This window comes from Flagellimonas pelagia, from assembly GCF_003584135.1.
Lineage (GTDB): Bacteria > Bacteroidota > Bacteroidia > Flavobacteriales > Flavobacteriaceae > Flagellimonas > Flagellimonas pelagia.
Window position 1 is genome coordinate 30,683 of record NZ_QXFI01000029.1, and the last position, 14,484, is coordinate 45,166.

A 14,484-nucleotide genomic window follows, 5' to 3' on the forward strand; every position below is an offset into this window, starting at 1 on the left:
ATCAATACAACCAATGTTTAAAAGAGCACTACTAACCGTCCTTTTAGCCACTTTTCTCTTTTCCTGTAATCAAAAACCCGAAGCCGATATCTGCTACACCATAACCCCGGTTAAGGTAGATAGTGTGTCTCAATTGAAAATACACATGAGTATTCCCGCGGACACCAGTGGGGTGACCACCTTGTCCTTTCCCAATGAGGCTTGGGGGGAAGAAAACCTATACAATACCTTGGGCGAGATGCGTTTGCTGAATGTGGAGGGTGTGGTGGAAAAGGATGCCGACAGTAGCCGCATCGTTTTGATGCACCCCAAGGATACTGAACAACTGGAATTCGAGTACTTTTTGAAGCAGGATTTTGAAGGGGAACTCTCTACCCGTGCAGTATACCGACCTGTCATCAACCAGAATTATTTTCACCTGTTCTCGCACAACATGTTCATGGTGCCGGAAAATACCAAAGATCAGTTGGATATTTCCTTGGATTGGACCGGTTTCCCTAAAGAGTATACCATCCACAATAGTTTTGGAAGTCAGGAACGGGAACAGTTGTTAAAACATGTGGACAAGGAACTTTTTGGGAGCGCTATTTTTGTGGGAGGAGACTTTAGGGTGCTTTCTGGGGAGATCCAAGGCAACCAAATCAGTTTGGCAACCCGCGGGGAATGGATTCCGTTCCAAGAAGAGGATGTGTTCCAGGTGCTGGAACAGACCTTGACCTGTCAGCGCAATTTCTGGAACGACCATTCACAAGAATACTTCACAGTGACCATGCAGCCTTTTCCACAGGAAACTGGCAGCAGTTTTCAAGGGACGGGTCTCACCAATTCCTTTGCCACCTCTATTTCCAACAACGATTTTACGGATATTGAACAGTTGGTGTACCTGTTCAACCATGAGCTGATGCATAATTGGATCGGCCATACCATCAAAAATGAAAATGAAGAGGAACAGTACTGGTTCAGCGAAGGATTTACCGAATACTATACTTTCAAGAATATCGCCGCCAACAAAATCCATGGTCTGTCCGGAGGTTTTTATATCCACGAGATCAACCGCACCATTCGAGATCTATATGCTTCCCCAGTGGTGGAAGCGCCCAATGCCGATATTAATTATGAGAATTTTTGGGGGAATCGGGATTATTCCAAACTGCCTTATTGGCGAGGGGCAGTGTTTGCCTTTTATCTGGACCAGAAAATCCGTGAAACTTCAGAAGGAAAACAAAGCTTGGATGATGTGATGCATCAGATTTATAAGGATGTAAAGTCAAAAGACCAGAAATTGACCCATGCCTATTTCATCAAAGTGATGCAGGGTTTTTTGGGTGATGATTTTGAAGCCTTTTTTCAAACACATATTGAAGAAGGGGGCAAATTGGACCTTTACGGATTGTCTGATGAGTTGGGATTGGAGTATGACCCCATGAACGACATCTACGAGTTGGGTTTTACATTTACTGAAGACCGAAAAGGTATCCAAAGTGTGGTGGAAGGCAGTGCGGCCTGGAATGCAGGTTTGCGTGAAGGGGATGAGGTGTTTTCTCGCAGCATTTGGCAAGGTAGCATTGACCACCAAGTGGAACTCGGGGTAAAACGTAATGGAAAAACCTTGAAATTGGCTTTCTATCCCATCAAAAAGGCTATGGTGCCCCAACTGAAGGAAACCGAATCCAATATCAAAAAACTTGGCTTTTAGCTTACCAAGCTAGCATCCGCCAATTTGATACCGTCATCAATCAAATGGCCCACTTTCGGATTGTTGCGTTTGATGCTTTCCAAATGGTCCAATATCTCTTTTTGAAAATGGTGGTCGTTGCTTTGTTTGGCCAGTTCGTATAATTCTACAGGCAATAACCAATCCTCTGGAAATTCACTTTTGATGACCTGGAACACCTTGTTACGGGAAATGGTGGTGTTTGTACCTTCCCTAAAGTCGCGAACTTGCTGGTAGTATTGTTCCAATTGCAACCTTTTAGCACTTTTCTTTTGTTTGATAGTGGTTTCGGTCAATTGATGGGTGATGAGGTCGAAACTATTGAGGTCGGCCGGACCGTTGTAGGCAGAAACCACACTTTGGCCAACGGCCATGTCGTACAATCCCCATTCAGGTTGGAACAGTATCTTGCCTTCATGGGTCACGGTGCAATCCTTAAAGGTGATAAGGATGATCTTGCCCATTAGGTTACGGGTACCGGTGATGATAGTTCCTTCCACTTTGATGCCCCCTTCAAACTCCAAGGAAATTTGCTCCCCTTCGTAAATTTTATAAGCCTTTAAATCTCGCGGTCCCATATCTTCAATGGCAATGTTGATGCCCTTCAATTTGCCAATGGGCGACCCAAAACCTTCCGCATGGTAAGCGGTGCTGTGTCCCACGAGTTCTTTTTCCCGATACGCCAAGGCTGTCGGACCTTTGGTTTGGATATAAATAGGTTTGCCATCGTGCTCGATCACATTATGGAACTCCCCTGAAATTTGGAGTCCCGTGCTCAGCTCGATGGTACCCAACGCTTGGGAAGTAATCAATTTTTTGATACCCAAGAGTCCACCTTTGCGCACGGCCATGGTATTGGCAAAATCTTCCAACACTTGGCTCAGAAAAGCAAAATCAGGCGTTACGAACAATTGGGGTTGTGGTTTGGTAATGTCAAACTCCGTATGTGCCGCCTCGTTGGAGTAGGGAATTTTTTTCACCTGGTCTGTCATGCACCAAGCACTTTCCCCAATGGAAGAAAGCAATCCCGCGCCATAGATCTTGGGATGTTCCACAGTGCCTATCAAGCCATATTCCACGGTCCACCAGTGTAGGTTTCGGATGAGGGCCATTTCACTGGGTTCTCCCATGTTTTCTTGCAGGTATTCAATGTGCTTTTCTGCTTTGTCAATTTCTTCTTGGGGTGTTCCATGGGCCTCTTTGATAATGGATAGATGGCGTACCGCATCGTACAGTTCGTAATCCTTGGCACTGGAAATGGCCTTGCAGCCAATCTCCCCAAAGCGTCTTAAATATTCGGCATATTCGGGATTGGCAATGATGGGGGCGTGTCCGGCCCCTTCGTGGATGATATCCGGGGCAGGGGTGTACTCGATATTTTCAAGCTGGCGAATATCCGAAGCGATCACCAACACATTGTAGGCTTGGAATTCCATAAAAGCCGAAGGGGGAATAAATCCATCAACCGCCACGGCGGCCCAACCAATTTCCTTCAGGATGCGGTTCATGCCGTACATATTCGGGATTTGGTCTATGGAAATACCTGTTTTCTTCAATCCATCCACATACGAACTGTGTGCCACTTGGCTCAAATAATCCACATTTTTCCGCATCACATAGCGCCAAACGGCTTGGTCAATTGCCGTGTAATCTTCATAGTTCTGCGGTTTGATGAACTGTTTGAGGTGCTTGGGCAGTTTGTCCAGTATGGGATTGGATTCGTAACTCATTTGTGCATTTTTATCGGACTTAAAGATACGAAATCGTTATCGGTTTCCCTTTAGGGAAAAGTTGAAGCAAAAAAAGAAGCTTTCCAAAAGGAATTCATTTCGTCAACCTGAACTTGTTTCAGGTTCCCATCATAAGATTCTGAAATAAATTCAGAATGACGTTAATTTGCCCTCGGAAAGCTTCCTAATATTTTTTAGTTAACGGCGACTGCCGTTTGGGGAGGATATTCCTTCAAGATCTGGGAAACAAATTCTTGGATGCGTTCCTCTTTCTTTTCAATGCTCTTGGTGTTGCTCAAGGTGCCTACACCACGACCTTGCCATACCAATTCTTTTTTGTTGGCGTCGATCACATCAATGTACAATGACCCTTCAGTGCGGGTGCTCACATTGTTGCCCCAACCCCAGCCCCATCCGGGACCCCAAACATAGGGATTGTAGAATCCGCCCCAACCCCAACCGTAGTTGTTGTAGACATCAACACGTTCACGTTCCTTGGTGAAGATGCTGATCAAGACATCGGGGTTGTCCGATTTTACAAATCCGCGGGAAGCCAGTTCGGTTTCGATGGCACGCAAGATGCGTTTTTTGTCCAAATCGGAAATTTGGGCCTTGTCAATACCTGTTTTGTAGAAAGCATAGCTTTGATACGTGTTAAAATCGGCCTGTTTGTCGTAATCGGAAACTACCTGAACGGTGCTACAGGAAACGAACAGACCTAGGGTGAAGGCGACCAGTGCAATACGTTTTAAACTTTTCATAGTACTTTTTTTAAATTCTTGAGATTGGTAAAACATGCACAAATATTATGCCGAATGAGGCATTTACGACCTCGAATTAGTTTTAGGATTATACCCATACGGGCAGTGCCTGCAACCACTTTCGCAACAATAGCCCCGTTTTAAAAGGTACTGCTCCGTAAAAACCCTATATCCCTCTTCCGAAAAGTAAAAATCGCCCTCTTCCAAGGGAATGTGCTCTTTCATGTATGAAATTACCCTATCGTTACTTAAAGTTACGGCTTTCCGATCAAAGCAACCAAGGTTTTAAGATTTTGAAAACAGGGTTATTCACCGAAATTGTTACTATTATTATCGGGATGGGCTTATTTTCTGGATGCTATGCCGTTATATTTGTAGGAAAGCTTTGATACATTTCAGGTGATACTCGTTTTTAAACATGTCTTCTATAAAAATTATGTGGGCCTTTCCCTTTGGCCGTTCATCATCTTGAAGGAGGATTCCCTGAAGACCGATGAGGTCCTCATCAACCACGAGCGCATCCATTTACGCCAACAGCGCGAACTGTTGATTTTACCTTTTTACCTCCTCTATATTTCGGAATGGTTGCTGCGTACGGTGCTTTATCTGGACAGTTACCGGGCGTATCAGAACATCAGCTTTGAACGCGAGGCCTATGCCCATGAAAAGGATATGCAGTATCTTTCCAAACGGAAAACTTTTGGTTTTTTAAAATACCTGACGCGTTAATTTTTTGGATTGAACATCCCCAATCAGCATATAGACCATCCCCTTTTGAAAGAAAAGGGCGTGACCTTGTACATTAAACGGGAAGATACCATCCATCCGTTGATTTCCGGGAACAAATACCGCAAACTCAAATACAATCTAGAGGAAGCCAAAAAACAGGGACATTCCACCTTGCTCACCTTTGGTGGGGCCTTTTCCAACCACATTGCGGCCGTGGCCTGTGCGGGTAAGGAACACGGTTTTAAAACCATTGGGGTCATCCGGGGTGAAGAATTACAAGATCAATGGCAACATAATCCCACCTTGGCCTTGGCCCATGCACAAGGAATGCGATTTCATTTTGTGTCGAGGGAGGATTATCGTCAAAAGAAAGAGTCGTCCTTCCTTCAATCCTTAAAAAAAACCTTTGGGAATTTTTATCTCCTTCCCGAAGGCGGTACCAACGATTTGGCCGTAAAAGGCTGTACCGAAATCTTAACGGAATCCGATGCAACTTTTGACGTGGTCTGCTGCGCCGTGGGTACAGGTGGAACTATTGCCGGACTCATCAATGCTTCCCAAAAACATCAGAAGGTACTGGGTTTTCCTGCCTTGAAAGGGGACTTTTTGAACGAGTCCATTAGCCGCTTCGCACGCAATGATCGTTGGCAATTGGTAACCGATTATCATTTTGGTGGATATGCAAAAGTGACCGAGGAACTCATCCATTTCATCAACGACTTTAAAAGCAAAACTGGAATTCCTTTAGATCCAATTTACACAGGAAAGATGCTTTTTGGTATTTTTGACCTTGTAAACCAGGAAGTTTTCCCCCGAAATACCCAAATCTTGGCCATTCATACCGGTGGATTACAGGGCATACAGGGCATGAACCTGGTATTGAAAAAGAAGAATTTACCCTTATTGGACGTATGATCAAGCGAATCGGATTTGCACTTTTGGTAGTACTGCTGTTCTCCAGTTGTGGGGCCAAAAAAAGAAGATCCACCCACCGAAATGGAGCTCCAACAGTGAGCAGGACGGAGACCAAACAACCCACGGCAATCCCAAATGGTAGTGCCGAAGGTTCAGCATTGTATCCCATGCCGGAAGACCCTGGCAGGTTTGAAAAATTCCCGATTTCCAGTACTGAAGAATACATCAAGACCTTTGCCGAGATTGCCCAATACGAAATGCGTGCCTTTGGCATTCCCGCCAGTATCACGTTGGCCCAAGGCATTTTGGAAAGCGGTTCCGGTCGCGGGGAGCTTACCTTGAAAACCAACAACCACTTTGGGATCAAATGCCATACGGGTTGGGAAGGGGAGTTCGATTTTCATGATGATGATGCCAAGGGGGAATGTTTTAGAAAATACAATCACCCCATGTTTTCGTTCCGGGATCACAGTCTTTTCTTGACTTCGCGTTCCCGTTATGCCTTTTTGTTCGATTACCGACGGGACGATTACAAAAAATGGGCTCATGGACTCCGACAGGCGGGCTATGCCACGGACAAGCAATATCCACAAAAGTTGATCGCCCTGATCGAGCGGTACAACCTGCATCAATATGACGAGGCCGTGGTGGATACGCCCATGGAAACCGTGCGTCAACCTTCAACGGATGAAGTTCCCGTGGTTCAAGAAGTGGTGACCCATACGGTGGAAAAAGGGGAAACGCTATATGCCATCTCCAGAAAGTATGACATTTCTGTGGACGAGATCAAACGCCTGAACCATCTGAACGATAACATCATCTCCATCGGGCAGGTGCTTAATATTCGAAGGGCGCAGTAGTCTCAAAATGGTCATCCTGAGCGGAGCGAAGGATCTGACTATACTTCTATGTAAAACTATGGGACGCTGAGCGAAGTCGAAGCACGATGCGGAATCCACAGGGAATATATGGATTCCTGCGTTCGCAGGAATGACAGTCAACTCATTCTCGATTGCGCTCGAACTTACATTTACCGCGTCAACCTGTACTGGTTTTAGGTTCTCACTAGCATCTTTTTACAGCTTTTGATGGGATGCCGAAACAAGTTCGGCATGACGGTGCATTGTAGTCAAAATCCGTTTCCATGAAATGGGAAGGATATGTACCTTTGTCTTCGATTTGTCATTCCGCACGGATGCTGAGCGGAGTCGAAGCACGATGCGGAATCCAAAAGCCAAAAAATGGATTCCTGCGTTCACAGGAATGACACATTGAAAATGCATTAAAATAGATTCCTGTTTTCACAGGAATGACAGAATACGATATGATCTACCAACGAAGCAGTGCCTTGTTCGCAGAGGCCAAAAAATACATTCCAGGAGGCGTTAACTCACCCGTTCGGGCGTTTAAAGCGGTAGGGGGCGACCCCATTTTTGTAAAGGAGGCCAAAGGTGCCTACCTCTATGATGTGGATGGCAACCAACTCATCGACTATATTGCCTCGTGGGGTCCACTGATCTTGGGTCATGCATACGAACCTGTGATCAATGCGGTCATCGAAAAGGCCAAAAAAGGCACTTCTTTTGGGATGCCCACCGAAATTGAGACCGAACTGGCCCAATTGGCCGTTTCCATGGTGCCTAACATTGACAAAATCCGTTTTGTGAACAGCGGTACCGAAGCCTGTATGAGTGCCGTACGCCTCGCGCGCGGGTACACGGGCAAGGACAAAATCATCAAGTTTGCTGGGTGCTACCACGGTCATTCCGACTCGTTTTTGATTCAGGCGGGGAGTGGAGCCGTTACCTTTGGGAGTCCCAATAGCCCTGGGGTAACGCAGGGGACGGCCAAAGATACGTTGCTGGCCAATTTTAATGATCTGGAAAGTGTAAAAGCTTTGGTGGAAGCGAACAAGGGTGAGATTGCGGCCATTATTTTGGAACCCGTACCGGGCAATATGGGCTGTATTATTCCCCAAGAAGGGTTTATGGCCGACTTACGTGCTTTGTGTACGCAAGAAGGTATTTTGTTGTTGTTCGATGAGGTAATGACCGGCTTTCGATTGGGTAAAGGTGGAGCGCAGGAAGCCTTGGGCATTGATGCCGATATCGTGATGTTCGGAAAGGTGATCGGGGGTGGACTGCCTGTTGGGGCGTTTGCGGCCCGTGCCGAGATCATGTCGCACTTGGCGCCCGAAGGACCCGTGTACCAAGCAGGTACGTTGAGCGGAAACCCATTGGCCATGAGTGCCGGACTCGCCATGCTTACCGAACTGAACAACCACCCCAAAGTGTTTACCAGTTTGGCGGACAAAACAGCCTATTTGCACAAGGGCATTGCCGAAACCTTGACCGAAAAAGGAGTGGCCCACCAGATCAACCGTTTTGGTAGTATGATCTCCGTACATTTTACGGAAGAACTGGTGGTGGATTTTGCCAGTGCGGCCAAGGGCAACAACGACACCTTTAAAAAGTATTTCCACGGGATGTTGAACAATGGGGTGTACTTACCACCCTCTGCCTTTGAAAGCTACTTTTTAAATGATGCCCTCAGCTATGCCGATTTGGACAAGACTATTGAAGCGGTAAAAAAAGTATTTTAGTCACTACATGTCATTTCGAAATGAGGAACGTAGTGACGATTGAGAAATCTATTTTGAAGTTGAGATTTCTCACGCTCCCTTTGGTCGGTTCGAAATGACAAACTAATCGTCATTTCGAAGGAGTGAAACGACTGAGAAATCTAATTGAATTTAAATATGCTGTCACCTTATTTCATTTACATCACTACAAATGAAAAAAGGACTGTCCTGTACATTGGTGTGACCAACAATATTCAACAAAGACTTTCTCAGCATCAGTTTGATACTCAACACGCAAAGAAGTCGTTCGCTGGAAGATACAATTGTTTTTATTTGGTTTATTATGAGAGATTTGATTCCATTGAAATGGCAATTGCACGAGAAAAGGAACTAAAAAAGTGGCGAAGGGAAAAGAAAGATAGATTGATTTTTTCCTTTAATCCTGATTGGGAATTTTTGAACGAGCAGTTGGTTTAGATTTCTCCCGTTTGGTCGAAATGACTAAAAGGGTTCAATGTCATTTCGAAATGAGGAACGTAGTGACGATTGAGAAATCTATTTTGACGTTGGGATTTCTCACGCTCCCCTCGGTCGGTTCGAAATGACATCGTGGATGGACATGATGATTGAGGTGATAGGAAAATCAATAACTTTTGGGATAATTAACCATCATATTTTTCTTTCAGTTCCAACTTGTCAATTCTAGACCTTATTGCTCCATTGTTGCGACCAAAGTGTTCACTCAGTTCCCTTATTGTCTTTCCTTCACAATATAAAATTTCGAGTTTTTCATCATCTTGCTCTGTCCATTTTAGATAGGCATTGGGATGATTAATTCTTTTTTCTGCTAATGTGTATGATTTCTCTTTAACACCTGTATGTTTAGCAAAGGTTTCTTCAATAAATCCAAATCCTTTTGTGGTGAAACTTAGGGGAATTCGATAACACTCTCCAACATCACTTCGATGATGAGTTTCAAGTTGACTGTTTTTTAGGTCATTTATTGAAAAAAAGTACACATCAGTATCTCTAGGTTTGCTGTTTACATTTTCATACACAGCAATTAATATTGGGGTTTTTGTAAAGGTCTGCATGTTAAAATGCTTGTCTGTGTCTTCGCATTTGAAGTCAAAACATGTTTCTCCGTTATATTTTCTGAACCCTCTACATTTAACATCAATCTCAATATTTGCATAATTCCTAACAAGAAAATCACCTCTTTTTATGGATACTTTTTTGGCATTACTAGTGTATAATTTAAAGCTTTTTTGATCTTGATTTAATTCCTCCAAAATTAACCCAAAGGCCATGGCTTGCTCTTTAAAAAGTTCTTGAGCTCGTATCCCCGCTCTATACCAACCTTTTGCAAAATGACAGTATTTTTCGGACTCCGAGATTTTGAATGGTTTCCAGTGTTCTTCACCTTGATAGATTACAGAATCCTCAGTGATAAAATCAATATAGGATAACTCTTCAAAAGAAACTACAAAATCATGCTTTAAACGGCCATTCTCTATGTTGATGATATGAAATCCCATTTTTTATGTGTTAAATAATCAAGTCGACAACTTCAAAATTCCATTGGAATTTGGATTTAGTATAATCCGCCGAAATCGATTTTACTACACTGCATTATTTTTTAACTCGCTCTCTATCAATGTGTAATTATTATTTTTCGGACTATAATTCAAACCTCGTTCAATTATTTTGTTTGGAAATCCATTATATTTATTCAAAATAAGTTTGGTAAGGTCATATCCCAAAGAATAATCATGACCATAAATTGTTTTTAGTACAAAATCTTTTGCTGCCCCAATCACTAGGTCTGAAAACTGTAAAACAGCAGAGTGTGTACATTTTGTGAAATAAACAGATTGGTTAAAACCAAGATTCTTCAAAGGACCACAAAGATATTTTATTCCTTTTGCTGATTCGCCACGATTAAATGCATAGTAATATTCACGATTGAATGGTTTAGGGTTACTACCTTCAGGCCAATCTAAAATAATTTCAATTCTTTGAGTCCAATCTTGATATTTAGCATAAAGGCCTACTCGCATAAGAGATTGCGCAAATGAAATATTGATAAGTTCGTCTTTAACTTCTTTTAGTTTCTTTTGTGATTCATATCTTTCTAAACAAGCTATGATTACTCTATAATTTATATTCTTGGACTCTTTGAATATTTTAGTTCTCCATTCATTTGACCTGTTCAATAGAAGGTTATAATCATCCTCCTTTCCAAATTCCTGATAAGTTTTTTTTAAATCTTTAAAATTCCATTTTACTGGTAGATCGGGAAATGTATATTCATTTTTTACCTTATGGAAAAGATCTATCAGTTCTTGTTCGGCTTTTGTATCAACGATTACACCTCCAAAAAGTAATACATTATTCTCGTCTCCTTTTTTGGTTGAGAGTTTTGTGTCATCAGCAAACCATTTAATCATTTTGTTTTCTCAGATTAGTATTAGAGTGCGGTACAATGTGTTTAAAGCAACAAAAATCACATCAATATTAACCAAAAGCTGGTTGGTGTCGATGTATTTTCCATTCTTTTGTCAAGTAAAATTTGGTTTAGTATGCAAAAGGGGAGCTGTCCGCAAAATACTAATTCCCAAACATTTGGCCTTACGGAAAACCGTAAAAAATTAAGGTTTTTCCATAAATTGATTTGGGCCTTAGAAGGTTTGCTATAAAAAAGCCATGCTTTAAGAGTACCAACCGCTAGGTATAAAATGCATCTTTAGGGACTCTTCAAGAATAACAATTTCTTGTTCAAGGTACTGTCCATTTTAATTTGGATAGTATAGTTTGGGTCCAAGGTGTCCAGAATCTTTTTGAGATGTGCGATGGGATATTCTTTTTCATTTACCCATAATTCGTAAAGTTCGTTTGGGTTTGGATAATTCATGATCGTCCTCAAAACTTCATTTTGGGTGCCATGTTCATAGGCAGGCATCTCAATTGTATTGAATTCCGTTTGTTTGGATGATGTACAGGAAATGCATCCAAAAAGGAACAATAGACTAATGGACAGGAAAAGGGGATTTTTTTTCATGGTAGTATCGGTTAAGCTATATTGCTCCAGCCACAATCCTTCATTAATGGATGTGCGGTTTCATGTGCTGGAATAAATAGACAGACAAAGGGGTTAATCCCATGACGTTGGGTCATAGGTTTGAAATCTGTGTTGATAAATTAAAAGGAGGTTGATCTGCAAATTAAACATTCTTGATGTAACATCATTGGTTGGAGATTAAAAACTAGCGTTTTTCTACAATGAACAATTTACAATGACCAATAAACAATAAGCAGAAGTCAGAGGTCAGAAATCGGAAGTCAGAAACCCTTAACCCTTTTTACCTTTTGAGCTTTTTTCTTTGGCGGTTTCCTGTACCTTTTCATACTCGATGTCGTTGTCCACGATCCCTTTGAACGCCTTGATCCAGGCATTTTTAAAGATGTTGGTCACCGTGGGCCAGGTCTTGGTCTTCACATCGTTCAGGTTGCCCTCAATAGGGACTTTGGTAGCGAGGGTGTTTTCCTTGTGGTTCTTCAACACAAACTTAAAAAAGCCCACAAATCCTTCCCACAGCGTTTCCAAAAAGGCATCTTCCTTGCCAATGAGCTTGGTGTCCTTTAAAATGGGTTTGAGGTAGCCTTTCAGATAACCATCGGCAATGGCAAGTTCGCTGTACAGGTTAAAGGAGCCCTTGTCAAAATCGAGTCCCGCATAGTGGTCGGTAAAGTCGTTGAGGGCAGTGGCGTTCGCATTTTCCAAGGACAGGGCGAGGTCCATATCGGGAATTTGCTTTACAAGGTCCATCCGGCCTTCCAAATGCAGGTTGCCTCCACCAATACTGATGGCATCGGCAGATAGGTTACTGGGCAAACGGGCCTCTTTGCGTACCACATTGCGGAGGTTGGTGGCATACAGTTCAATTTTTTCGAGATGGAGGTCAATATTGGGGTCTGCCGATAGTTGCACAAAGGCCATTTTACCTCCGTGGATTTCCAGTTTGTTGATGTCGATGGGCACCAGGTCCGTCAACGCCTTGGTCCAATCGTCGATATCGGCATCGTCCTCGCCTTCCTTTTGTTGGTCCTCAAACACATAGATCATTGTGGGGCGGGTCATATTGATCTCGCTCACCACCTTACCCTTCAAAAGGGAACTCCATTCCACGGAAATGTTCGTTTTTTCAAAGTCGAGAAAGGGAATCTGGGAACCGGCGTTCACCTTGTTCAGGTACAGCCGATCTATGGTGTACGACCCAGTGATGAGCGACAAATCAATGTCCTCCACATGGCCATAATAGCCGGGAATGTCGGCCAGTACCTTGTTCACATAGTTTTTTACGATGTAGGGCAACACCATCCGGAACGCGAGGAGCAACACGATCAGGATCGTGGGCAGTACATACCGTTTGCGCTTGTATATTTTTTTTCTTTGCTTCGCCATGGTTATTTTTTACGTTGTTTTCCCTTGCCCGTCATGGTGTCAACTAACCCGTTCTTTACGTTTAGCCACAGGTAGTTGAAGAATGATTTATCGGGTTGGCGTTTCACTTTGAAATCGCCGTGCCTGAACCCGTCGCCATCGGCCTTGGAACTTTCCTTGGCAAAGATGTTCACGATGGCGGTGAGCAGTTTGTTCACGCCCAATTTGTCCTTTTTCAGCACCACGAACTCAAATTGATCATAGGCCATTTTCATATCGCCCTGTGATTCCGTTTCATTACCACTGATGGTAAAATACATTTGATCGATGGTGCCCTTTACCTCGGCATTGAGGTTGGTTCGCAAAAACGGACTGATATTTTCCGTTCGGAACTGTTTCAAGGAACCTGAAGCCAAAAAGTCGTTGCTCCGGCTTTGGGGGTCGAAGGACCAATCCAAGGTCAGTTGCCCGTCGCCCATCAATTGGGATTGGGCGGACACGGAAACCATGCCACTGCCTTTGCTATGCAGGTTGCGGATGGTGGCCGAAATATCCGTAAACCGAAGACTTTCAGGTTCTACGTCGACCTCCAACCGTTCTTCGTAGGCGACCATTCCTTCGAAAATGTGGATAGTGTTCACGAGCAAATCAAAATCAAGGTCGCGCAAGGCTTGGTTGTACAATTTTTTGTGCGTGGTGTCGTCTGGCAACAACTTATCCCGATACACCTGAAAAATCGGGTGGTATAGTTCCAAATCTTCCAAATGGAATTTGGGCGAGTGATCTGCTAGGCCAAAATCAGGTTGTTTTAACAGGACGGAGTCGATGACCAAATCGTAATGATCGTGCTCCACGGTCAGTTTTTTGGAGAGTTCTTCCCGACTGTATTTGGTGTGCAATTCCAGTTTTTGAATGCTACCTTCTGCAGTATTGAGTTTAGCGGATTGCCATTGCAGGTTTTCCAAAGGGCCCAAATCGTAGTACCCTTTTTGTGTTTCAATTTCATAGGCACCATAGGTGAAGGGCAATGATTGGGAAGCAGTTTCTGTGTTATGGGTGATATCGGTTAGCAAGACATCTACTCCATCAAGTTGCACCAAGGTGCTATCGGAATCGTGTTGAAGCACTTTCAATTGTCCGTTTCGGATGCGAAAGTTTTGGATGCTGATATTTTTTGGCTCCCCTTGATTCCGTTTAGTAGAAAGAGAATCGTTTTCCAGGTTTTTCTTTTGATAAGTGACTTGTGGCGATTCCACGGTCAGGTCCGAAATGGCAATAGCTCCTTTTTGAAGCAGGGGGAAATATTTCAACCCGGAGAGCGTAACCGATTCAGCTTTTAAATCCAAAGATGTGGTGCTATCCTGAAACGCAACTTTTTGTAGGCCGATTTTCCCCAAAAGTACATTGGTGGTCAATCGTTCATAGGAAAGGGTTATATGGGAGGGGAAATCTTTGGACAAAAGCACCTTTACCCTTTGGGTAAACCAGAGCTGGGCCGTGACCCCAATGGCCAATAAGGCCACTAGCATCCATAGCGCTATTTTTACTTTTTTGGGTTGCGACATATTTTTCGGTGTTGATCCGTAGTGTATCTACGAGACAGGTTTGGG

14 protein-coding genes are annotated in these 14,484 nt (G+C 43.4%); 6 read left to right on the forward strand and 8 right to left on the reverse strand.

Features of this window, described 5'->3' with window-relative positions; translation table 11 throughout:
• Positions 1–13 precede the first annotated feature (13 nt).
• Positions 14–1,696, forward strand: coding sequence for a M61 metallopeptidase family protein (locus D2V05_RS12745; protein ID WP_119648031.1), 1,683 nt, complete (start codon positions 14–16; stop codon positions 1,694–1,696).
• Here D2V05_RS12745 and D2V05_RS12750 read toward each other — a convergent pair.
• The 3 genes from D2V05_RS12750 to D2V05_RS19710 all read right to left on the reverse strand — a co-directional run bounded on the left by D2V05_RS12750 (position 1,693) and on the right by D2V05_RS19710 (position 4,430).
• Positions 1,693–3,444, reverse strand: coding sequence for an aromatic amino acid hydroxylase (locus D2V05_RS12750; protein WP_119648032.1), 1,752 nt, complete (start codon positions 3,442–3,444; stop codon positions 1,693–1,695). The genes D2V05_RS12745 and D2V05_RS12750 overlap by 4 nt on opposite strands.
• A 194-nt stretch (positions 3,445–3,638) precedes the next feature.
• Positions 3,639–4,205, reverse strand: coding sequence for a DUF4136 domain-containing protein (locus D2V05_RS12755; protein WP_119648072.1), 567 nt, complete (start codon positions 4,203–4,205; stop codon positions 3,639–3,641).
• A 63-nt stretch (positions 4,206–4,268) separates the two neighbouring features.
• Positions 4,269–4,430 (reverse strand): DUF5522 domain-containing protein, encoded by a 162-nt coding sequence (locus D2V05_RS19710; protein WP_182859164.1) that lies wholly within the window; start codon positions 4,428–4,430, stop codon positions 4,269–4,271.
• Positions 4,431–4,604: 174 nt separating this feature from the next.
• Here D2V05_RS19710 and D2V05_RS12760 point away from each other — a divergent pair, with 174 nt between their 5' ends.
• The 5 genes from D2V05_RS12760 to D2V05_RS12780 all read left to right on the forward strand — a co-directional run bounded on the left by D2V05_RS12760 (position 4,605) and on the right by D2V05_RS12780 (position 8,907).
• Positions 4,605–4,934, forward strand: coding sequence for a hypothetical protein (locus D2V05_RS12760; RefSeq protein WP_119648033.1), 330 nt, complete (start codon positions 4,605–4,607; stop codon positions 4,932–4,934).
• 9 nt (positions 4,935–4,943) lie between these two features.
• Positions 4,944–5,849, forward strand: coding sequence for a 1-aminocyclopropane-1-carboxylate deaminase/D-cysteine desulfhydrase (locus tag D2V05_RS12765; RefSeq protein WP_119648034.1), 906 nt, complete (start codon positions 4,944–4,946; stop codon positions 5,847–5,849).
• On the forward strand, positions 5,846–6,709 hold the full coding sequence (locus D2V05_RS12770) for a glucosaminidase domain-containing protein (RefSeq protein WP_119648035.1): 864 nt from the start codon (positions 5,846–5,848) through the stop codon (positions 6,707–6,709). Before D2V05_RS12765 ends, D2V05_RS12770 begins: the two co-directional genes overlap by 4 nt.
• Before the next feature lie 464 nt (positions 6,710–7,173).
• Positions 7,174–8,451 carry a glutamate-1-semialdehyde 2,1-aminomutase gene (gene hemL / locus D2V05_RS12775; RefSeq protein WP_119648073.1) on the forward strand — a complete coding sequence of 426 codons (1,278 nt, stop codon included), beginning with the start codon at positions 7,174–7,176 and terminating at the stop codon, positions 8,449–8,451.
• Positions 8,452–8,607: 156 nt separating this feature from the next.
• Positions 8,608–8,907: a GIY-YIG nuclease family protein gene (locus D2V05_RS12780; protein ID WP_119648036.1), complete on the forward strand. Its 300-nt coding sequence runs from the start codon at positions 8,608–8,610 to the stop codon at positions 8,905–8,907.
• Positions 8,908–9,092: 185 nt separating this feature from the next.
• Here D2V05_RS12780 and D2V05_RS12785 read toward each other — a convergent pair whose 3' ends face one another.
• From D2V05_RS12785 to D2V05_RS12805, 5 genes are all read right to left on the reverse strand, one after another.
• Positions 9,093–9,968 carry a hypothetical protein gene (locus D2V05_RS12785; RefSeq protein WP_119648037.1) on the reverse strand — a complete coding sequence of 292 codons (876 nt, stop codon included), beginning with the start codon at positions 9,966–9,968 and terminating at the stop codon, positions 9,093–9,095.
• An 84-nt stretch (positions 9,969–10,052) separates the two neighbouring features.
• The gene (locus tag D2V05_RS12790) at positions 10,053–10,880 is read right to left on the reverse strand and encodes a DUF3800 domain-containing protein (protein WP_119648038.1); all 828 of its coding nucleotides are present in this window, start codon (positions 10,878–10,880) and stop codon (positions 10,053–10,055) included.
• A gap of 296 nt (positions 10,881–11,176) precedes the next feature.
• Positions 11,177–11,491, reverse strand: a complete 315-nt coding sequence (locus D2V05_RS12795; protein WP_119648039.1) for a hypothetical protein — start codon at positions 11,489–11,491, stop codon at positions 11,177–11,179.
• A 291-nt stretch (positions 11,492–11,782) separates the two neighbouring features.
• Positions 11,783–12,895: a DUF748 domain-containing protein gene (locus tag D2V05_RS12800; RefSeq protein WP_119648040.1), complete on the reverse strand. Its 1,113-nt coding sequence runs from the start codon at positions 12,893–12,895 to the stop codon at positions 11,783–11,785.
• Positions 12,896–12,897: 2 nt separating this feature from the next.
• A complete protein-coding gene (locus tag D2V05_RS12805; RefSeq protein ID WP_119648041.1) occupies positions 12,898–14,439 on the reverse strand; it encodes an AsmA family protein in 1,542 nt (513 codons plus the stop codon).
• Positions 14,440–14,484: the final 45 nt, after the last annotated feature.

Excerpts from the sequence above, each read along its gene's own strand:
- D2V05_RS12805 (WP_119648041.1), bottom strand. The coding sequence starts at position 14,439 with ATGTCGCAACCCAAAAAAGTAAAAATAGCGCTATGGATGCTAGTGGCC.
- D2V05_RS12750 (WP_119648032.1), bottom strand. The coding sequence starts at position 3,444 with ATGAGTTACGAATCCAATCCCATACTGGACAAACTGCCCAAGCACCTC.
- D2V05_RS12770 (WP_119648035.1), top strand. The coding sequence starts at position 5,846 with ATGATCAAGCGAATCGGATTTGCACTTTTGGTAGTACTGCTGTTCTCC.
- D2V05_RS12790 (WP_119648038.1), bottom strand. The coding sequence starts at position 10,880 with ATGATTAAATGGTTTGCTGATGACACAAAACTCTCAACCAAAAAAGGA.
- D2V05_RS19710 (WP_182859164.1), bottom strand. The coding sequence starts at position 4,430 with ATGAAAGAGCACATTCCCTTGGAAGAGGGCGATTTTTACTTTTCGGAA.
- D2V05_RS12795 (WP_119648039.1), bottom strand. The coding sequence starts at position 11,491 with ATGAAAAAAAATCCCCTTTTCCTGTCCATTAGTCTATTGTTCCTTTTT.
- D2V05_RS12780 (WP_119648036.1), top strand. The coding sequence starts at position 8,608 with ATGCTGTCACCTTATTTCATTTACATCACTACAAATGAAAAAAGGACT.
- D2V05_RS12755 (WP_119648072.1), bottom strand. The coding sequence starts at position 4,205 with ATGAAAAGTTTAAAACGTATTGCACTGGTCGCCTTCACCCTAGGTCTG.
- D2V05_RS12785 (WP_119648037.1), bottom strand. The coding sequence starts at position 9,968 with ATGGGATTTCATATCATCAACATAGAGAATGGCCGTTTAAAGCATGAT.
- D2V05_RS12745 (WP_119648031.1), top strand. The coding sequence starts at position 14 with ATGTTTAAAAGAGCACTACTAACCGTCCTTTTAGCCACTTTTCTCTTT.
- D2V05_RS12800 (WP_119648040.1), bottom strand. The coding sequence starts at position 12,895 with ATGGCGAAGCAAAGAAAAAAAATATACAAGCGCAAACGGTATGTACTG.
- hemL (WP_119648073.1), top strand. The coding sequence starts at position 7,174 with ATGATCTACCAACGAAGCAGTGCCTTGTTCGCAGAGGCCAAAAAATAC.